General features: G+C 65.9%; 18 protein-coding genes. 12 read left to right on the forward strand and 6 right to left on the reverse strand.

From position 1 onward, the window contains the following. Positions 1-135: 135 nt before the first annotated feature. From P8R42_03440 to P8R42_03450, 3 genes are read right to left on the reverse strand one after another with little or no spacing between them, the layout of a single operon-like run. The gene (locus P8R42_03440; GenBank protein MDG2303703.1) at positions 136-1,149 is read right to left on the reverse strand and encodes an MBL fold metallo-hydrolase; all 1,014 of its coding nucleotides are present in this window, start codon (positions 1,147-1,149) and stop codon (positions 136-138) included. After that, positions 1,146-1,358, reverse strand: a complete 213-nt coding sequence (locus P8R42_03445; protein MDG2303704.1) for a dodecin family protein — start codon at positions 1,356-1,358, stop codon at positions 1,146-1,148. The genes P8R42_03440 and P8R42_03445 overlap by 4 nt, the downstream gene beginning before the upstream one ends. Positions 1,359-1,401: 43 nt before the next feature. After that, positions 1,402-2,001 (reverse strand): hypothetical protein, encoded by a 600-nt coding sequence (locus tag P8R42_03450; GenBank protein ID MDG2303705.1) that lies wholly within the window; start codon positions 1,999-2,001, stop codon positions 1,402-1,404. 250 nt (positions 2,002-2,251) lie between these two features. Between P8R42_03450 and P8R42_03455 the strand changes: the two genes are divergently transcribed. The 7 genes from P8R42_03455 to P8R42_03485 all read left to right on the forward strand — a co-directional run bounded on the left by P8R42_03455 (position 2,252) and on the right by P8R42_03485 (position 9,351). Further along, positions 2,252-3,001, forward strand: a complete 750-nt coding sequence (locus P8R42_03455) for a helix-turn-helix domain-containing protein (GenBank protein ID MDG2303706.1) — start codon at positions 2,252-2,254, stop codon at positions 2,999-3,001. Between the two features lie 61 nt (positions 3,002-3,062). Next, positions 3,063-4,490, forward strand: coding sequence for an MmgE/PrpD family protein (locus P8R42_03460; protein ID MDG2303707.1), 1,428 nt, complete (start codon positions 3,063-3,065; stop codon positions 4,488-4,490). Then, a complete protein-coding gene (locus P8R42_03465) occupies positions 4,487-5,680 on the forward strand; it encodes a CoA transferase (GenBank protein ID MDG2303708.1) in 1,194 nt (397 codons plus the stop codon). Before P8R42_03460 ends, P8R42_03465 begins: the two co-directional genes overlap by 4 nt. Then, complete coding sequence (locus tag P8R42_03470; protein MDG2303709.1) at positions 5,680-6,066, forward strand: limonene-1,2-epoxide hydrolase family protein; 387 nt, start codon at positions 5,680-5,682, stop codon at positions 6,064-6,066. The genes P8R42_03465 and P8R42_03470 overlap by 1 nt, the downstream gene beginning before the upstream one ends. A 99-nt stretch (positions 6,067-6,165) precedes the next feature. Further along, on the forward strand, positions 6,166-7,095 hold the full coding sequence (locus P8R42_03475) for a cyclase family protein (GenBank protein MDG2303710.1): 930 nt from the start codon (positions 6,166-6,168) through the stop codon (positions 7,093-7,095). Positions 7,096-7,119: 24 nt separating this feature from the next. Next, a complete protein-coding gene (locus P8R42_03480) occupies positions 7,120-8,283 on the forward strand; it encodes an acyl-CoA dehydrogenase family protein (GenBank protein MDG2303711.1) in 1,164 nt (387 codons plus the stop codon). A gap of 27 nt (positions 8,284-8,310) precedes the next feature. Further along, entirely contained in the window at positions 8,311-9,351 is a 1,041-nt protein-coding gene (locus tag P8R42_03485; GenBank protein MDG2303712.1) for a MaoC family dehydratase, read from the forward strand. A 306-nt stretch (positions 9,352-9,657) separates the two neighbouring features. On the opposite strand, the gene P8R42_03490 is transcribed toward P8R42_03485, so the two are convergent. Further along, positions 9,658-10,164 carry a hypothetical protein gene (locus P8R42_03490; protein MDG2303713.1) on the reverse strand — a complete coding sequence of 169 codons (507 nt, stop codon included), beginning with the start codon at positions 10,162-10,164 and terminating at the stop codon, positions 9,658-9,660. Between the two features lie 89 nt (positions 10,165-10,253). On the opposite strand from P8R42_03490, the gene metF reads away from it, so the two are divergent. Together metF and P8R42_03500 are read left to right on the forward strand one after the other, a co-directional pair. Continuing rightward, positions 10,254-11,111: a methylenetetrahydrofolate reductase [NAD(P)H] gene (gene metF, locus P8R42_03495; protein ID MDG2303714.1), complete on the forward strand. Its 858-nt coding sequence runs from the start codon at positions 10,254-10,256 to the stop codon at positions 11,109-11,111. Positions 11,112-11,207: 96 nt separating this feature from the next. After that, positions 11,208-11,798, forward strand: coding sequence for a tetratricopeptide repeat protein (locus P8R42_03500; GenBank protein ID MDG2303715.1), 591 nt, complete (start codon positions 11,208-11,210; stop codon positions 11,796-11,798). 24 nt (positions 11,799-11,822) lie between these two features. On the opposite strand, the gene P8R42_03505 is transcribed toward P8R42_03500, so the two are convergent. Both P8R42_03505 and P8R42_03510 read right to left on the reverse strand, forming a co-directional pair. Next, positions 11,823-13,928 (reverse strand): hydantoinase/oxoprolinase family protein, encoded by a 2,106-nt coding sequence (locus P8R42_03505; GenBank protein MDG2303716.1) that lies wholly within the window; start codon positions 13,926-13,928, stop codon positions 11,823-11,825. A gap of 5 nt (positions 13,929-13,933) precedes the next feature. After that, positions 13,934-15,790: a hydantoinase B/oxoprolinase family protein gene (locus P8R42_03510; GenBank protein MDG2303717.1), complete on the reverse strand. Its 1,857-nt coding sequence runs from the start codon at positions 15,788-15,790 to the stop codon at positions 13,934-13,936. A gap of 158 nt (positions 15,791-15,948) precedes the next feature. Here P8R42_03510 and P8R42_03515 point away from each other — a divergent pair, with 158 nt between their 5' ends. Genes P8R42_03515 through P8R42_03525 form a run of 3 tightly spaced genes read left to right on the forward strand, consistent with a single transcriptional unit; the run spans position 15,949 to position 18,406 of the window. Continuing rightward, positions 15,949-16,782, forward strand: a complete 834-nt coding sequence (locus tag P8R42_03515; GenBank protein ID MDG2303718.1) for a substrate-binding domain-containing protein — start codon at positions 15,949-15,951, stop codon at positions 16,780-16,782. Continuing rightward, positions 16,779-17,474 (forward strand): ABC transporter permease, encoded by a 696-nt coding sequence (locus tag P8R42_03520; GenBank protein ID MDG2303719.1) that lies wholly within the window; start codon positions 16,779-16,781, stop codon positions 17,472-17,474. Before P8R42_03515 ends, P8R42_03520 begins: the two co-directional genes overlap by 4 nt. Beyond that, positions 17,474-18,406 (forward strand): ABC transporter ATP-binding protein, encoded by a 933-nt coding sequence (locus P8R42_03525; GenBank protein ID MDG2303720.1) that lies wholly within the window; start codon positions 17,474-17,476, stop codon positions 18,404-18,406. Before P8R42_03520 ends, P8R42_03525 begins: the two co-directional genes overlap by 1 nt. Positions 18,407-18,421: the final 15 nt, after the last annotated feature.

The following is an 18,421-nucleotide window of genomic DNA, read 5'->3' on the forward strand; positions in this document are numbered from 1 at the left end:
GTATCTGGCCGCTTCAATGGCGGGCCTTCCAAGGCCGGCGGACGTGGCCGGTAGGGTTCCTCCTCTCCCCTGCCGGCCCCCGTCGGCCATTTTTTCGATTCCAGGCGACGCAGCGCGTCGCCTGGGCCCGCATGATCAGGGGTCGGCGTGGAAGTAGACGACTCCTTCGCGCTCCTCGCGCGAGGCGTCTCCACGGACGTGCAGAAGTTCCAGGTGGGCCAGAGTCTCGATGAACGCGGCGCCCTTTTGCATGCGGGCGTCGGGGTCCTTGAAGACCCAGGCGAAGACCTGGGAGGCGGTTTCGAAGGCGGTACTGGGCTTCGCGCGGATGACGTCGACCATCTCGCGCAGGCGGTGTTCGTGGTGGGCGATGATCTGCTGCGCGCGGTGGCGGTGGGTGGAGTAGGCGGGACCATGGGCGGGGCAGACGAGGGCGGCATCGAGGGCTGCGACTTTTTCCTGGGAGGCCAGGAAATCCCCCAGCGGGTTGCGGGGGCCGGTCGCGAAAACACCCACGTGGGGCGTGATCTTCGGAAGCAGGTGATCCCCGACGAAGAGGGTGCGATCGTCGAGGTCCAGAAAACAACAATGTCCGGGGGTGTGCCCGGGCGTCCAGACCACCTGGAGCCGCCGTCGACCGATTTCGAGGACGTCCCCGTCCTCCAGGAGATGATCGACGGTCTGGGTGGGCTGGAACGTGCCGGCCCACACCTCGGCTGGCTTTGGGGCGCCTTTGACGTCCGCGGGGATCGGCATGCCGTGCCGCCGGCCGTGGACCAGCATGTCCTGCATGGGAGCGTTCAGCGCGTACTCCATCCGCTCGACCTCGAGGGGGTGGAGGTAAACGGTCTTCCCGCCGTCCGATCGGAAGGCGGCCGACGCGCCGAAATGATCGGGGTGGTGGTGTGTGCCGAGCAGCGTGGTGACCGCTTCGGGCTCGATCCCCTGGCTTGCGAGTGCGCCCGCGAAGGCGACGCGACTGTCTTCCAGGGCGACCCCCGTGTCGACAAGCGCCCATTCGCCCGAGCCACACTCGATGAGGAAGACGTTGATGATGGAGGGCTTCGACGGCAGCGGCAGGAAGACCTCGAGAACCCCGGGCGCGACGCTGCGAACCTTCGCGCCTTCGGGGGAGACTGCGTCGCTCACTCGTGAACCTGGTCTTGAATCGCGAACCGCACCTTCACGGTGACCCTCCATCCGCAGATCTTTCCGTTCTCGACCTGCGCGGTGGTTTGGATCACGGTCGCTTCGCGAATCCCCGCGATCGTGACCGAGGCGCGTGAGATGGCGATTTCGACCGCATCTTCGATTGAACTCGTAGACTGTCCCGCCAGTTCGACGATCTTCTCGACCATTGCTTTCCCTCCGCGCGTGGCCGGTCCGTGTGGAGCGGCCACGCTACTTGGTTGTGGCGGCGATGGCGCAGCCGTTGCACGATTTCTCGAGTTCCGTCACGAAGGTGCGCGCTCGCGCCACCTTCTCGGGCTCGCCCTTCTTCTCGGCAATGACAAGCGCTTCGCGCCCGGCCCGGAGGGCATCGGCGTCCCGGTTGACGATCTTGTAGGCCTCGGCCAGCTCGAGACGGGTTCCGGCGCCGTTTGGGTTGATCTCGACGGCGCGCTCGAGGTGGCGGACGCCCTCGGTCGTATTCCCGCCCATCAGGCGTGGGAGCTTCATGAGCATGCCGCCGCGTGCCGCGAGGGCGTCCGGATGATTGGGGTTGAGCCGGAGTACTTCGTCGAGTTCCGCGTTGAGCGACGACAGCGAGAGTGCCGCGCGCGCCAGGCCGCCCGCCTGGGCGATCCGGCCCTTCGCTCCGAACAGCACGAAGTGCGCATCCGCGTTGTCCGGAATCAATTCGACCGCGCGCGAGGCGGCCTCTGCGGCCAGCTCGTAGTTGCGCGTTTGCTCGGCTTGGTCCGAGGCTATTTCGCCCGCGTCGAGAAATTGAGACGCTCGTTCGAGTTCTCGCCGTCCGGCGATTTCGTCGGGCGTCAAGTCTTTTTCTTCGGGAGTGGGTTCCGCTGTCGTTCCGGCCGAGGCCTCGGAAGACGCTCGGGAATCCGGTGCGGCGACGGCCGCCGGTGTAAACCCAGCAATAGCCATGGCGAGCGCGAGTGCCCGTATGCCGGCCATTCGGCATTGTGTAATTTCCCGGGAATTCGGCGTTGACTGCACTTGAACCACTGACCTACCTTCGGTGGGGAACAACCGAGGGGTCAACGTAGCACTCGAGATCATCCCTGACATGAAACTGCACACGACGACAAATCGCAACGCTTCACTCGAAAAGGCGAGCCGCGTGCTCTCCGCGTTCAGTGAAGATACTCCGGAGCTCGGAGTGATGGACCTCGCTCGCCGCGTAGGTCTGAACAAGAGCACCGCAAGTCGCTTCGTCTCGACGTTGACGCAGCTCGGTTTATTGGAGCGAACGGAGGGAGGCCGCAAGGTCCGACTCTCGCTCCGCCTCTTCGAGTTGGGGATGCGCGCGGCACGGAATCGGCCTCTCGTGGCCGAGGCGCAGGTCGTCCTGCAACGCCTCGGCGAGCAGGCTCGGGAAACCGCGTGGCTCGCCACTCCGGCCGATGGTGACGTCGTCTTCGTGACGCGCCTGGCCGGGTCGCGCGAGGCATCCGTCATCGAGACGGGCAGGCGGTACCCGGGCCGGGGCGGAGCCCTCGGGCGCCTATTCGCCGCCGCGGCACCGTCCGCGGACGCTGAGGGGAGCCCGAAGCTCATCGATCACGTTCCCGAAGTCCTCGTGGACCACGGAGATCTGATTGACGGTGTGACGTTCGTCGCCGGTGGTGTCTTTGACCGGACCGGGCGTCTGGTTGGTGCCATCGGTATCGCCTGTGCTGCCGGTCCTGCCGCCACTGCGGCACACGTACCGCTTGTACGACGCGCCTCGGCGGAGCTGTCGAGGAGGCTCGGCTTCCTGCGCACGAGCGAGTTGACGGACGACAGCCGGCTCGAACCTTCTCAGAAAATCGCCTAGTCGGCGGAGGACTCGTGGTGGTGCGGATTTCTGGTAGTCTTCACCGGTTCCCCCTCCACCGATGACTGCTCCGATCTCAGCTGCACTTGCTCAGTTCGCTGCGGAGGTATCCGCGGGCGGCGTACCTCCCGCGGTGACCGAGAAGGTCGCGACCCATGTCCTCGATCTACTCGGGGTGCAGCTCGCCGCGTCGCGGCAGGAGTTCGCGTCGTCCGTTCGGACGGTCGCTCGTGGTCTCGGCGGGCCGGCCGAAGCGATTGGCCTCGGGTTGGCCGAGCCGCTCGCCGCGCCGAATGCTGCGTTGTTGAACGGGACCCTCGCGCACGGCGTCGATTTCGACGACACGCACCTGCGGTCGATTGTTCATCCCAGCGCGACAGTGACTCCGGCAGCCCTGGCGGTCGGGGAGGAGGTCAATGCGAGCGGGGAAGCGGTCACCCGCGCGATCGCCGTCGGATTGGAAGTCGCGGTTCGGATAGGGCTCGCGGCCGAGGGCGAGTTTCACGACCGCGGCTTCCACGCGACACCGATCGCCGGCGTCTTCGGGGCGACACTCGCCGCCGGAATGCTGTACCGGTCGTCGCTCGTGCAGGTCGTGTCGTCTCTCGGGCTGGCGGCGAGCATGGCCGGAGGCCTCCTGGAGTTCCTGACCGATGGGACCTCGGCCAAGCGATTGCACGGCGGTTGGGCCGCGCACGGAGGCGTCATGGCCGCCCGGCTGGGTCGAGCCGGGTTGTCCGGGCCCGCCGGGGGGCTCGATGGTCGGTTCGGGCTGCTTCCAACCCTGTTCGGAGACGCCGCCGACCCGCAGCGAATCGGGCGAGGACTCGGCCTGGATTGGGAGATGCTCGAGATCGCTCTCAAGCCGTATCCGTGCTGCCACTTCGTGCACGCGTTTCTCGACGCCGCGGCATCGCTACGGGGAGAACTCGGCGTCGCGGCGGGAGCCGAGGCGGACGACGAGTTGCTCGCGAAGATCGCCTCGGTCGAGTGTGGGGTCGTGCCGCTCACGATTCCGGTCGTGTGCGAGCCTCGAGAGACCAAACTACGCCCGCAGACCCCGTACGACGCGCAATTCAGCCTGCCGTTCTCGGTAGCCCTGATGTTCGCGCGCGGGCGCGTGACCCTGGACGAGTACGATCCAGAGACGATTCGCGACGAGCGGCTGATTGCACTCGCGGAGCGCGTTCGGGTCGTGCCCGAGGAGCGTGAGGGATTCCCGGCACGCTTCCCGGGTCGCTTACGTCTCGACCTGACGGACGGCCGCACCTTCGAGGTCGACCAGGACGACAACCGCGGTGGCCCCGGCGCTCCGCTGTCCTGGGAGGAAGTCGGGATGAAGTTCCGTGCGAACGCGGAGCCTCTGCTCGGGACGAAGCAGGTCAGCGCGACGATCGCGCAGTTCGAAGGCCGCCCGTTGCCGCCGGCGCGCGAGATCGTGCAAGGACTCCGCGGTGCCGCTGAGCGAATTCCCGGTAACGGCGCATGACCCAGACTCTTCCTCTTGCCGGTGTTCGCATCCTCGCCGTGAGTCAGCTCGGCGCGGGCCCGTGGGCGCTCAGCATTCTTTCGGATCTCGGCGCCGACGTCATCAAACTCGAGCCTCCCGGCCGTGGGGACGAGGCGCGTCACGTGCCGCCGTTCGCCGAAGGCGGCGACTCCCTTTACTACCAGGCGCTCAATCGCGGTTGTCGGGGCATCACCGTGGATCTTCGTCAGCCTCGTGGGCAGGAGGTCCTCCGTCGCCTCGTCCCGAAGTGTGCTGCGGTCTACAACAACGTCCGAGGTGGCGAGCCTGCGCGGCTCGGTCTGACATACGAGGCGTTGCGCGACATTCATCCCGCCGTGGTTTGCTGTTCGCTATCGGGGTTCGGACAAACGGGACCACGGGCGAATGAGCCGGGCTACGATTTCCTGATCCAGGCCTACACCGGCTTCATGGCGCTCACGGGCGAGCCGGGCGGGCCGCCGACCCGATCCGGGGTTTCCGTCGTCGATTTTTCGGCCGGACTCGTTTCGGTTCTCGCCTTGATGATCGGCCTGCGTCGCGCGGAGGCCACCGGCGTCGGCGCGGAGATCGACGTCAGCCTGTATGACACGGCGATCTCGATGCTGAATTACCTGGCCTCGTGGAGCCTCTCCCGGGGTCACGAGCCGCAGCGCACCGAAGCCTCGGCCCACCAGAGCGTCGTGCCCGCGCAGAATTTCGAGACCGCCGACGGGCACCTCGTGGTGATGTGCATGAAGGAGAAGTTCTGGGAGCGGCTCTGCCGTGTGCTGGAACGGCCCGAGATTCTCGCCGATGACCGTTTTCTGGGCTTCTCTGCGCGATTCGAGAATCGTGAGGCTCTCCTGGCGCTTCTGGGCGCCGAGTTTCTCACGCGAACGACCGACGAATGGCTCGCGGTGCTTCGCGGCGTGGTGCCGTGTGGGCCCGTGTACGGAGTCGAAGAAGCGCTTCGCGACGAGCACGCGGTGGCGCGGGAGATGACCGTTGCTATCTATCACCCTGTGTTCGGGCGTTTGGACCAGGTCGCAAATCCCATCAAGATGATGGGTGTCCAGCCGAAGTACACCCGCGCCGCGGGCCTGGGCGAGCACACGGACGAAGTTCTGACCGAACTCGGTGGCTTCACGACGGGTGAAGTCGACGCTCTTCGGGGCAGTGGGGTCGTCTGATGTCCGCTGCGGTCGATCTCTTTCGTCGCTTCTGCGCGGAGTGGCCCGGCTTGCCGCCGCAGGGAATCGCTGGGTTCTTCGCCGCCGACTTCCTCTATCGACACGACTCGATGGAGCGCCCCCTGGCCGGCGCGCTGGCCATCTCCGGTGCCGTCGAGATCTTCCGGGCGCGTTTCGAGCAGATCGAGTCCGAGGTGTTGCGGATCGCAGAGGACGACGGCGTCGTCCTCTCCGAGCGCGAGGACAGGCTTTGGCTGCCGGGTGGTCGGATCGTACAGTTCAGGGCCATGGCGACGGTGGAGGTCCGCGACGGGAAGATCTCGCTGTGGACCGACTACTTCGATCTCGTCGCTCTCGCGCGCCAGGTCGACCTCACCGAGGGGTAGCCCGACCCTTGACGGTCGGGGGAGCCCTAGTGTTCCCTACGGGCAACGTGCCGCACGTGCGGCGATGGACCGGCCCGGGCCGGCTGGAGAGAGAGTCGCATGTCCCTTCCTGAGTGGTTTCACGAATTGGCGAAAGAGGTTTCGAATCGGGGTCGGTGGGGCGACGACGACGAGATCGGTACGATGAATCTGATCACCCCGGACGTGACGCTCCGCGGGCTCGGTTGTGCGAAGATGGGACGTTCCTTCTCCTTGTCGCTTCCGTTGCATCACGATGGCCCGCAGACCGGCCGGATCCCGAATCGGATCAACCCGATCCACACGATGATCGGCATCAACACCCCCTTCATGGGTGACCCGCAGAAGACGTGTCTCAGCGACGACATCGTCGTGATGGGTACGCAATCGGCCACGCACTGGGACGGCTTGGCCCACGCGAGCTACGAGGGGCGAATTTACAACGGATACCCGGCCGCCACAGTGATCGCGGAGGCCGGCGCCACGAAGTGCGGCATCGAGAAGGTCAAGACGATCGTCACGCGCGGCCTGCTGCTGGACATCGCTGCGGTCAAAGGCGTGCGCCGCCTGGAAGCGGGCTACGCGATCGTTCCGGAGGATCTCGACGCGGCGCTCTCGAAGGCGGGGCTGACCCCGCAGCCCGGAGACATCATCCTCGTGCGCACGGGCCAGCAGGAGCATCTGTTCGCCGGAGACAAGGACGCCTACCGTCTTCCGGCGCCGGGTCTCTCGTACAAGTCCGTGAAGTGGTTTCGTGACCACGATACGGCCGCAGTCGCGACGGACACGTTTTCGTTCGAGGTCTGGCCGGGCGAGGACGAGGCTGTTCTTCTTCCGGTCCATCTTCTGCACCTCGTCGAGATGGGCATGATGCAGGGCCAGCACTGGTTCCTCGACGATCTCGCCGAGGATTGCGCGAAGGACGGTGTCTACGAGTTCCTGCTGCACGCATCGCCGGAGCCGATTGTCGGCGGAACCGGTAGCCCCGTGAATCCGGTCGCGACGAAGTAGGGTCGGGCGCACCCTGGAGCCGCGATGGACTTCGCCTTCACCCAGGAAGAGGAGCGCTTTCGGGCCGAGTTGCGCGCGTTCCTCGCGAAGACGGTCCCGGGCGAAGAGCCTCCCGAGGGCTTCGCGGTGGAGTTCGAGTTCATGCGCGAGTTCCAGCGCGCGATGCATCGCGGTGGCTGGGTTGGCATCCATTGGCCGGCGGCGTTCGGCGGTCGCGATGCCACACCGATGGAGCAGGCTATCTTCGCAGAGGAGATGGGACGGGCGCGCGCGCCACAGCTCGTCAATCGCGTGGGGATCAACAACGTCGGGCCGACGCTGATCCACTTCGGCACCGATACGCAGAAGGAACGCTATCTCCCGGGAATCCTCTCGGCCGAGGAAGTCTGGTGCCAGCTGTACTCGGAGCCGGATGCCGGATCGGACCTCGCGTCCCTGCGCACGCGCGCCGAACTCGACGGTGACGATTACGTCGTGACCGGCCAGAAGGTCTGGACCAGCTATGCGGTCCAGGCGCGGTGGGCGATCCTGCTAGCTCGCACCGATCCGAACGCGAAGAAGCATCGCGGGATCTCGTATCTGATCGTGGACATGGAGGCCGATGGGATCGAGATCCGGCCGTTGCGTCAGCTCACCGGCGCGTCCGAGTTCAACGAGGTCTTCCTCGAGGGCGTCCGGGTGCCGCGCGAGAACTTGATCGGGGCCGAGAACGAGGGTTGGCAGATCGCCCAGGTGACTCTCGCCCACGAGCGTGGCGCGAACTACGCCATCAAGGAGCAGACGCTTGCCCGCATCGCGCTGGACGAACTCCTGGCCGAGGCTTCCGCTTCGGGCGCCGCGGCTGACCCGACCTTTCGCCAAGAGCTCGCACGGCTGCACATCGAGACCGAGATCATGCGGTTCATGAATCTCCAGATGTTGAGCAAGGTCGGGCGGGGCGTCACCCCCGGGCTCGAGACCTCACTCGTCAAGCAATTCTGGTCCGACCTCAGTCAGGCCATCGGAACGGCGTCCGTGCATGCGCTGGGTCCACATGGCATCCTTCTACGCGGCTCGCGCCATGTGCGCGGCGCCGGCCGATTCGCGCAGCGCATGTTGTTTTCCCGCGCTTCTACGATCGCCGGCGGAACCGCCGAGGTCCAACGGAACATCATCGCTCAGCGTTTGCTCGGTCTTCCAAGAAGCTGACCGGCACAATCACGGAGAACCATCGCAATGAGTCAAGAGAAGGGAGGCCTCGGAAACTTCTTCGAGGATTTCGAGATCGGCAAGGAGCTCGTCTGTGCCACGCCGCGCGTGGTGACGTCGGCCGAGACGGCCATGCACATCGCGACCACCAACGATCGCAGCCCGCGGTTCTGCAACGCCGAGGGGCGCGTGAACCCGGTGATCGTCTTTCACGTGGTGCTCGGTCAGACCGTGCGGCTCGTTTCCCTCAACTCGCCGGCGAACCTGGGCTACGCCGGGATGATGTGGAAGACCCCTGTCTTTCACGGCGATGAGATCTCCACCCGCATCAAGATCCTCGGGTTGAAGGAGAATTCCAACGGCAAGACCGGCATCGCGTACGTCGAGACGACCGGGCGCAACCAACGCGACGAGATCGTGCTGCAATACACGCGTTGGGTCATGGTCCGGAAGCGCGACGTGAACACGCCGACGGCGTATCTCGATGTACCGATCGTTCCCGAGCTCCCCAAGCAGGTTGAAGTCGCACAGCTCCCGCAGTGGAGTGGCGCGCTCACCACGACCGATCAGACCGGCGGGAAGTTCTTCTTCGAGGACTACGACGTCGGCGAGCGCATCTATCACTTCGACGGGATGACCGTGAACAACGCGGATCACATGACGTACACCCGCCTGTGGCAGAACACCGCGAAGGTCCACTTCGATCACCTTCTCACCGACGGGAAACCCCTCGTGTACGGTGGCTTTCCGCTCGCGACCTCCTACGCGATCGCGTTCAACGGCCTGGAGAATCGCTCGGGCATCGTCGCGATGAACAGCGGTGCGCACGCGAATCCGACGTACGCGGGCACCACGCTCTACGCGTACACGGATGTCCTCGAGACCCACGATCTGGGTGGCTCCGTAGGGGCTCTGCGCCTTCGTCTGGTGGGGGTCAAAGACGGAAACCCTGCGGACGAGCCGGATTTCGAACGCCGGGTCACCGACGACAAGGGCAAGGAGCGCTACAATGCGCGCGTCGTGCTCGATCTCGACTACTGGGAACTGATGCCGAAGGCGAAGGCCTAGGAGCTTGGCCCGAGGTGGGTCCTACGGAGCGTTTTGCGGTCCACCGTTCTGGGAGTCCCAATCGTACGTCTGTGTTCCGCTCGCATGCGTGGAGGCGGGGGTGAACGATGTTCCGGCCGGCATCACCGTGATCGTGACTCCCGGTGATTGCCGCAAGCCGTTCAGCGCGGAGAGGTTCGCAGTGTAAACCGCGCGCTCGGCGAAGTAGGCCTCCCGAGAGGAGGCGAGGTCGCGCTTGTGGGATCAGACTCGCAACCCCGGTGACGCGTTGCGGCCATGGAGCGTCGACGGTTCGACGCTCGAGACTCAGACCCGATCGCCGCGTTCCTCGATTCGCAGCAGCGCGCCGATGGGGCTCACGCCCACGACCTTCCAGGCGAGATCGTTGCGCTGTTCGAGGATCAGGTCGATCCTTCGGTCGCCGGCCTGGAGCGTGATCGTGGCTTTGTCGTCGTCCCTTCGCATGCTCCACCAGGCCTCGAGGAAGTCCGACGCCGTGACCTCGAGCGGGTGGTCGGGGTCGTCGAAGACGGTCCGCACGCGTTCGCCGGACAGGAAGGCCAGCGCGAGGCGGCCCAGGTCGACGTCTTGATCGCTCCCCTTGGGGTCGTTCTGGAGGTCGTGGACGGCCCGGAAGGTGATCGCTGGGACGTCCACCATATGCGTGAGCTCGCCTACGTCGCCGCGGTCGAGCGCCAGGGTGAGCCGCCACAGGGCCCAGGTCGGCGTGGTGGGGACGAGGGAGAGGCCCAGTCCCAGGCCGAGGGCCACGGAGGCCCCCAGGGCAATCCCGACGATGAATCCCCGCTGCATGTCGGGTCTTATCGTCGATCCTGGGGGAGACTTCCACCAGCGTGGGGTGTAGATTGCGCGCGGGCGAGCTGGTTCCCTATGCTGGTCGGGTGCGAATCGATCAGATTCTTAAAGCCGGGGGCCCCGTCTTCTCCTTCGAATTCTTCCCGCCGAAGACGGAGAAGGGCAGCGAGAATTTGCTGCGAACCATCGAGGAGCTCAAGGCGCTCGATCCGTCATTCGTCTCGGTGACCTACGGTGCCATGGGTTCGAATCGCGGCCAGGTGATCGAGCTCGTCGAAAAGATCAAGAACGGGCTGGGCGTCGAGGCGATGGCCCACCTGAGTTGTACCGGGCACACGAGTGCCGAGCTCGAGGGGGTTCTGGACCAGCTCGCAGGGGCCGGAATCGAGAACGTCCTCGCGCTGCGGGGGGATCCTCCGAAGGGCGAGCAGTTTGCCGCGGTAGAAGGCGGCTTCGGCTACGCCTCGGATCTGGCTGCGATGATCAAGGCGCGCGGCTCGTTCTGCATCGGAGGGGCGGCGTACCCGGAGACGCACCCGGATGCGCCGGACGCCGAGACGGACCTCAGGCACCTGGTGACCAAGGTGAAGGCGGGGGCCGACTTTCTCATCACCCAGCTCTTCTTCTCGAACCCGGACTACTTCGCGTTCGTGGAGGGCGCTCGTGCGCAGGGCATCACCGTGCCGATTGTGCCGGGGATCATGCCGATCACGGATGTCGGCCAGGCGAAGCGGATTACGGCGATGTGCGGCGCGACGATCCCGCCGGACCTGCTCGCGGCACTCGAGAGCGCCGACGGAGACAGCGAGAAGGTGCTCCAGGTGAGCGTCGACCACGCAGTTGCCCAGTGTCGCGACCTACTTTCGCGCGGAGCGCCCGGCGTTCACTTCTACACGATCAACCGAAGCCCGGCGACGCAGCGCATTCTCACCGAGTTGCGCTGAGCGCTCTCTATAGCGCCTGCATACTCGCGTGCGATTGGGTCGACAGGGGCGAACTCTGGGCTCATCCCGAGGTTCCGAGCTGCCGATCCCTAGAGTATGCGGATCGTGATCGGAGCTCTGGCCCTCTATCTCGCAAGCTGTACCCCCGCGGGTCCGGGTGTGGACCCCACGGAACCCGAAGGCCTGGCTGCCGCGGTGGGCGTGATCTGGGCGAGTCCAGCGACGGATCTCGAAGTGAAAGAGGTCGGCGCGGAGCCCAGCGACGTGGATGCGGGCACCCAGTTCGCGAGCCCGATCGATCCCCTTCCGACTGATGGGATCGAAACGGCCGAGGGGCGCTCGCACATGGGTGATCTCTACGCCCGCGCGGGCCTGATCCCCGAGGCGATCTTCGAGTACCAGCAGTCGATTGAGATCGATCCGTCGAACGCGGTTCGGCACTTCAAGCTGGGACTCGCGTATCAGTCGGTCCGGCAGTTCGGCGAGGCCCTCACCTCCTACGAGGAGGCGGCCCGGCTGGAGCCGGATTCGGCCTGGGCCCATGCGGCCGTTGCCATCGTGCACGCGAAGATGGGCCATCAGGAGAAGGCCTTCGACGCCTACCAGACGGTGAAGAATCTCGACGACGAGATGGCCCACGGGCTCCTGGAAGTCATCACGCAGTACGGCACGTTCCACCAGGTCTAGACGTGGACCTCGCGTCGTAGGGTGCTACCCGACTGTGAGGTGGTAGTTCCCCAGCGTGTCGAGTCGGGCCTTCTGGTTGGGGTAGATCACCACCGTGGTGAGCGGCTCCTCGATGATCGCGGGGCCGGTGACGGTCTGGCGAGCCCGCAATTTGCTCCCGTCGTAGACCGGGGTCTGGTGCCACTTGCCGTCGAAGTACGCCCGCCGTCGCCCCTTCTGCGCCGTCGACACGGGTCGGGAAGACGGGCGGATGTGCGGCATCTCGGGTTTGAGGGTGATCGCCGTCGCTTGGAGGCCGACCGCGCGAAGGATCGGCGTCTGGTCGCGGGACGCGTACGTGTGGAGTTCCTCGTGGGCGCGGTGGAACGCTTCGATCATTCCGTCGCGGCTATGTCGCGTGAAGGCGCCGCCTCCGGTCAGGGGCAGGGGCATGTCGAACGTCTGGCCCGGGTAACAGAGGTAGGCGATTCGTTGGTACTGAATCTCCTTCGCCTTGAAGCCGGCCCGCGCGAGTGACTTCGTCGCGGCCTTCGACATATCTGCGTAGAGCTTCGTTACTCGGCTGAGATCGATGTCGCCGGCGGGCGTGATGTACGACCGTAATTCGTAGACGGTGGGATCGGTCATCAGAAGGCCGAGCGCCGAGAACGTAGGCGCGCTCTTTGGGATGATGACCGACTTGATGCCGAGCTCCGCGGCCTGCATGCCGGCGTGAACGGCTCCGTTGCCGCCGAAGGCGACCAGCGGCAGGTCGCGCGGGTCGACGCCGCGCAGCGCCGAGACGCGGCGAATGGCGTTGGCCATGCTGGCGTTCACCATTCGGAAGATGCCGAACGCCGCGTCTTCGATGGTGGCGAGGCCGAGCGGACGACGGATCTGCTTGTCGATGGCCTTCGTCACGCTGTCGAGATCGAGTTCGAGTTCGCCGCCGTAGAAATAGGCCGGGTCGAGATAGCCGAGGGCGAGGTTGGCGTCCGTCACCGTCGGTTGCGTGCCGCCCCGGCCGTAACAGATCGGTCCGGGCTGAGCGCCGGCGCTCTGCGGCCCGACGTGCAGCGCTCCTTCGACGACGCTCGCGATCGAGCCACCGCCCGCGCCGACGGATCGGACGTCGACCATCGGCAGTCCGATCAAATAACGATGATGCCAGTTCCACGACGACGAGACCTCGGGTTGGCCTCCGCGCACGAGGCAGACGTCGTAGCTCGTACCGCCCATGTCGACGGAGATGAAATCGTCGACCTTCGCGTCGGACGCGACCTTGCACGCGCCGATCACGCCGCCCGCCGGTCCCGAGCCGAGCACGGTCACGGCTTTGTCCGCGACATAGGCCGCGGTCATCAAGCCGCCGTTCGACTGGATCAGCAGTAGGTCCTTCGCGTACCCGTTCTCGCGGAGGTTCTGCTCGAGCTTGCCGAGGTACTTTTTGATCTTCGGTCCGACGAAGGCGTTGACCAACGTGGTCGACGTGCGTTCGAACTCGGGAGCGCGGGGCATCACCTCGCAGGAGAGGGAGACGTCGACCCCCGGGAGTTCCTTTTTCGCGATCTCGCGCACCCGACGCTCGTGCGTTGGATCGATGTAGGAGAACAAGAACACGACGGCGAGCGACTCGACCTTCTGGAGTCGCAGGCGCCGCATGGCCTCCCGGACGGCCTTCTCGTCGAGTTTGACGATGACCTTGCCTTCGAAGTCGAGGCGTTCGGGCACGCCGACGCGGCGGCGGCGCGGGGCGATCGCCGGCGGGGGCGGGGCCGAGGGGTCCCAGATGTCCTCTTTGTAGCCGCGCCGCAATTCGATCTCGTCGCGGTGACCGTCGCTCGTGATGAGTCCGGTCACGGCGCCGTTCATCTGGATCATCGTGTTGTCCGCGGTCGTAGTCCCGTGGACGATGCGCTCGGTCTTTCCAAGGAGCTCCGAAAGCGAGAGGTCCTCGCTCTTGGCTAGACGCGTCAGGCCGTTCAGAACGCCTTGGCTCTGGTCGTGTAGGGTCGTCGCGGTCTTGTCGAGGTGGATGCTGCGATCCGGGCGAACGAGGACGAGGTCGGTGAAGGTGCCGCCGACGTCGATGCCGATGCGGTACCCGCCCTTAGGGCTGGCCTTCTTGCTGGAGATTTTACGGAGCGCCATGAGTCTCAGGAGGCCTTTCGGGTCGTTCGCATTTTCTTGCGAAGCCGCGTCGTGGCGTTCGAATCGATCTCGAGCGAGAAGTCGTCGAGCTTCCCCTTGAGCACGACACCGTAGCTCGCCTTCGCCGCCTTCACCGACACGTACTCGTCGAGGACGTCGTCGAGAACCCTCTCGGGGGGCCGGTCGAGAGGGTTGCCCCAACCGCCGCCTCCGCCGTAGTAGTACTCGTAGCACTCACCGGCTTCGTGCTGGACGCGTTCGGAGAGATCGCCGACCTCGGAGACGTGGTCACTGCCGACGCGGGTCAGAAGCCGATTCGGAGCTCCGTCGTCGCCGCCCGAGATGCCGGGCATCGGGTACTTCTTGCCGACGACATAGGTGTAGACGGTCGAGGGGGTGAGGACTTGCTTGCGGTAGAGGCTGCCGCAGCCACCGCGAAACTCGCCCGCGCCGCCGCTGTCGGTCTCGTAGTCCCGCCAGAGCTGGCGGACGGGGAAGATCGACTCGTTGATCTCGGCCGTCGCGCGAATGAGGTTGCCAAAGCTTACGTTCATCGCGCCCCAGCCGTCCTGGCCCTGAACGGCAGCGCAGTATGCCGCGAAGGTGTCGACGGAGTGATCGATGAAGGTCTTTCCGGTCCGCGGGTTCTCGCCGAAGATCACCGTGGGCATACCCATCTTGTACACCTGCGGGGCACACCGGCCCGGCACGACGACGGCCAGCGCCTTGGCGATGGCTTCGCCGACTTCCGTCCCCGGATGATGCGTGCCGGCCGCCACGGACCGGCCTTCGGGTGGGTTGAGGCAACATCCTTCGGGCACGATCAGGTCGATTGAATCGAAGAAGCCCTCGTTCTTCGGGATGTCCGACGGCATCATCGCCGCGATCTGCGCGACCACGTAGCCGCGGGTGTTGCCGAAGGTGGAGTACGCTTGAATCTCGGGGCGATCGTCGGAGCCCGTGAAGTCGACGGTGATCGACGATCCCTTGATCGTGATCTTGCAGTGGACGTGGATGTCCTTGTTGCCCTTCGGGTCGTGGTCGACCCAGGTATCGGACTCGTAGACTCCGTCGGGCCAACTCGCGACCTCGCTCTTGAAGCGTCGCTTCGCGTACTCGACCATGTAGTCGACGGCGCCGCGGACGGTCTCGCTTCCGTAGCGTGCGCACACGTCCTTCAGACGCCGTGCGCCGAGTTGGGCGGCACCGACCTGTGCGCGAAGATCGCCCAGGAACGTGGGTGTCCGGTTGTTGATCTGGAGCATGTAGGTGATGTCTTTGCGCTCTTCGCCGCGCTCGTAGACCTTGATCGCGGGGAAGCGCACGCCCTCTGCCCAGATGTCGGTCGCGTCGACGTTATAGCCTCCGGGCGCGCCGCCTCCGGTGTCGGCGTGGTGGCACTGGATCGACGCGATCAATACCATCTCGCCCTCGTGGAAGACGGGGGCGTAGATGTTGTAGTCCGGCAGGTGGCCGCCCCCGTGGTAGGGGTCGTTGCTCAAAATGACGTCGCCCTCGTACAACTCTTCGCGCCCGAAGAAGTCGAGCGCGAACTTCACCGGCAGCGTGCTCGAGAGCATGAACTGCGGGATGCCGACCGAGAGGGCGGCGAGGCAGCCGCGTGCGTCCAGGATGGTCGCGTTCCGCTCGTTGGACTGATTTAGGATCGGCGTCGTGGCGGTGAGTGAGACGTGCGTCGCCATCTCGAACGCGACGGTCTCCATGGCCCCGCGGATGATCTCGGCGGTGACGGGGTCGTCTGTGGGTTTGCGGCGTCGGGCGGCACTCGCGGGGCGCGTGATCGCACCCTCGCGACGTGCCCGCGCCTTGTTGGGGGCCAGGTTTCGGCGGCTCGTGACCATGGGAGTCTCCTATCGGACGGGCCAGAATGGGGCGACCCTGGATCAATCGATTGATCTAGAACCGACGGGGTGTCAAGAACCGGCCGCGTTTCGCGGTTTCTCGACCGGCCGGCCAGGTAGTTGAGGCTTCCGCAGCGCCCGGTTAAGAGACCCGCGCGATGATGTCCCTCCGGACCGCTGCTTGCGCTCTCGCCCTGCTGCTTCCGCTCGTGGCCTCCCCGGCCTCGGCTGGGCCCACGATGATCCTCGCGACCACCACGAGCACCGACAACAGCGGCTTGCTCGACGACCTGCTGCCCGCCTTCGAGGACCGGACGGGGATCGACGTGAAGCCTGTCGCAGTCGGAACGGGCGCGGCACTTCGTATGGCGACGAAAGGCCAGGCGGACGCGGTTCTCACCCATGCGCCGAGCGCGGAGAAGCCGCTCGTCGACGCCGGCGACCTGATCGAGGGTCGACGCATCATGCACAACGACTTCGTCCTGGTCGGCCCGGCAGACGACCCGGCGGGGGCGAAGCAGGACACGCTCGCGACCTCGCTTCGTGCGATCGCGACGCATGGGTCGTTCGTGTCGCGGGGCGACGACTCCGGAACGCACAAGCGAGAGCTCGCGCTTTGGGCGTTGGCGGACATCGATCCCACCACGCTGCCGAAACGCGAGGAGACCGGACAGGGAATGGGGGCGACCCTCGACATCGCGAGCGAGCGGCGCTCCTACACCCTCACGGATCGAGGAACCTACCTGGCGCTTCTGCGGCGGCTCGATCTGGAGGTGATCTTCGAGGGCGAGCCCCCGCTGCTGAACGTTTACAGCATCTATGTCGTGAATCCGGAGAAGCATCCCGGGGCCAAGGCCGACCTCGCCCGGCAGCTCGCCGCGTACTTCGCCGAGCCGGAGATTCAGGCGCGCATCGGCGAATTTCGGCGGGAGGAATACGGCCGCCCGCTGTTCGTGCCCGACGTCGTTCCTTCCTCTAAAGAAGGTGGGTGAACGATCTCCTGAGCGGGTTCGCCGAAGCGATACAGCTTCTCGCCCGGCGTGATCCCGAGGTCGAGGGGATCGTCCTTCGCACCCTGTTCGTCTCGGGGGTCGCGACGCTGCTCGCCATGCTGGCCGGGATCCCCCTCGGTTACGTCTTGGCCCGTAAGCGCTTCCCGGGGCGCACTTTCGTTCTCGGGTTGGTGAACACAGGGATGGGCATGCCGCCGGTCGTCGCCGGCCTGTTCGTGTGGCTCTTGCTCGTTCGCAACGGCCCGTTCGGCGGCTTCGAGCTCATCTACACCATCCAGGCGATGGCGATCGCGCAGTTCTTCATCGCGACGCCGATGGTGATGGGCTTCACCGTGGCGTCGATCCAGGCGTTGCCTCCGCGACTGCCCGATCTCTTGAAATCGCTCGGCGCGTCGCGGGTCCGCACGGTGTGGCTGTTGGCGCGCGAGGCTCGGTTGGGACTGCTCGCGGCCGTGATGGCCGGGTTCGGCGCGGTCATCTCGGAAGTGGGCGCGTCGATGATGGTCGGCGGCAATCTCCGCGGCCAGACCCGCATCCTCACGACGGCGATCGTTACGGAGACCAGTCGCGGCCAAACGGAGCGGGCGATCGCGCTCGGACTGATCCTTCTCGCGCTCGCGTTCATCGTGAACCTCTTCCTAACCAGATCCCAACAGGCCCGAGCTCGCTGATGGACGTGCACGTGGAGGGGGTCCAGCTCGAGCGTGACCGGGGCTTTCGGTTGAGCGTGCCCGAGCTCCATCTGGCGAGCGGCACGACGACGGCGCTCTTCGGGCCGAACGGAGCCGGTAAGACCACCCTTCTGCGCTTGATCGGCGGTCTCGAGACGCCGACGTCCGGCGCGGTGCGACTGGGCGACGAGCCGGCGTTGAAAGTGGCACCGGGGAACGTTGCCTACGCATTCCAGGAGGCGGTGTTCCTCTCCGGGACCGTGCGACACAATCTTGCTCTCGCTCTGGAGTTGCGGGCAGTGCGCGGTGACGATGCGCAGCGTCGCATCGAGGAGGCGACCGAAGCGACGGGGACCACCCCGCTTCTCGACGCGGATACCCGCTGGCTCTCGGGCGGCGAGGGCCAACGCGTGAACCTGGCGCGGACCTTGTCGCTTCGCTCGCCGCTCACGCTTCTCGACGAGCCGCTCGCGCAACTCGATGGTGCCCTTCGCCTCCGTCTCCTCGACGACTTGCCGGATCTGCTGCGGCGGTTCACGGAAACGACGGTTCTCGTCACGCACGACCTGGCCGAAGCCTCGCGGCTCGCGGGTCGACTCGTGGTTTTGATCGGCGGGAAGGTCCGCGCGCACGAGGCCGCCGCCGATCTGCTCCGGCGCCCGCCGGACGCCGAAGTCGCCGAACTACTCGGATTCGTCCTCGTGCGATCCGAACAGGGGGTGCTCGCGATTCACCCGGAGCGCCTCCGGGTGGGCGACGGTCCGGTCCGCGTCGCGATGACCGTCCGACGGGTGATGGATCTCGGCCACACGCGGGAGGTCGTCGGTACGATCGGCGAGGCGCGCGTGGCCGTGGCGCTTCCCGGTGGCTACGAGGAGCCGCGTGCCGGCGAGACCCTCGCGATCGCCGCCGACGAAGCCGTTTCGTTCTGAGTCTGTTTCCCGGGA

Source organism: Candidatus Binatia bacterium (assembly GCA_029243485.1).
In the GTDB taxonomy this organism is placed as follows: Bacteria; Desulfobacterota; Binatia; order UBA12015; family UBA12015; genus VGTG01.

Excerpts from the sequence above, each read along its gene's own strand:
- P8R42_03445 (MDG2303704.1), bottom strand. The coding sequence starts at position 1,358 with ATGGTCGAGAAGATCGTCGAACTGGCGGGACAGTCTACGAGTTCAATC.
- P8R42_03455 (MDG2303706.1), top strand. The coding sequence starts at position 2,252 with ATGAAACTGCACACGACGACAAATCGCAACGCTTCACTCGAAAAGGCG.
- P8R42_03460 (MDG2303707.1), top strand. The coding sequence starts at position 3,063 with ATGACTGCTCCGATCTCAGCTGCACTTGCTCAGTTCGCTGCGGAGGTA.
- P8R42_03465 (MDG2303708.1), top strand. The coding sequence starts at position 4,487 with ATGACCCAGACTCTTCCTCTTGCCGGTGTTCGCATCCTCGCCGTGAGT.
- P8R42_03470 (MDG2303709.1), top strand. The coding sequence starts at position 5,680 with ATGTCCGCTGCGGTCGATCTCTTTCGTCGCTTCTGCGCGGAGTGGCCC.
- P8R42_03475 (MDG2303710.1), top strand. The coding sequence starts at position 6,166 with ATGTCCCTTCCTGAGTGGTTTCACGAATTGGCGAAAGAGGTTTCGAAT.
- P8R42_03480 (MDG2303711.1), top strand. The coding sequence starts at position 7,120 with ATGGACTTCGCCTTCACCCAGGAAGAGGAGCGCTTTCGGGCCGAGTTG.
- P8R42_03485 (MDG2303712.1), top strand. The coding sequence starts at position 8,311 with ATGAGTCAAGAGAAGGGAGGCCTCGGAAACTTCTTCGAGGATTTCGAG.
- P8R42_03490 (MDG2303713.1), bottom strand. The coding sequence starts at position 10,164 with ATGCAGCGGGGATTCATCGTCGGGATTGCCCTGGGGGCCTCCGTGGCC.
- P8R42_03500 (MDG2303715.1), top strand. The coding sequence starts at position 11,208 with ATGCGGATCGTGATCGGAGCTCTGGCCCTCTATCTCGCAAGCTGTACC.
- P8R42_03505 (MDG2303716.1), bottom strand. The coding sequence starts at position 13,928 with ATGGCGCTCCGTAAAATCTCCAGCAAGAAGGCCAGCCCTAAGGGCGGG.
- P8R42_03510 (MDG2303717.1), bottom strand. The coding sequence starts at position 15,790 with ATGGTCACGAGCCGCCGAAACCTGGCCCCCAACAAGGCGCGGGCACGT.
- P8R42_03515 (MDG2303718.1), top strand. The coding sequence starts at position 15,949 with ATGATGTCCCTCCGGACCGCTGCTTGCGCTCTCGCCCTGCTGCTTCCG.
- P8R42_03525 (MDG2303720.1), top strand. The coding sequence starts at position 17,474 with ATGGACGTGCACGTGGAGGGGGTCCAGCTCGAGCGTGACCGGGGCTTT.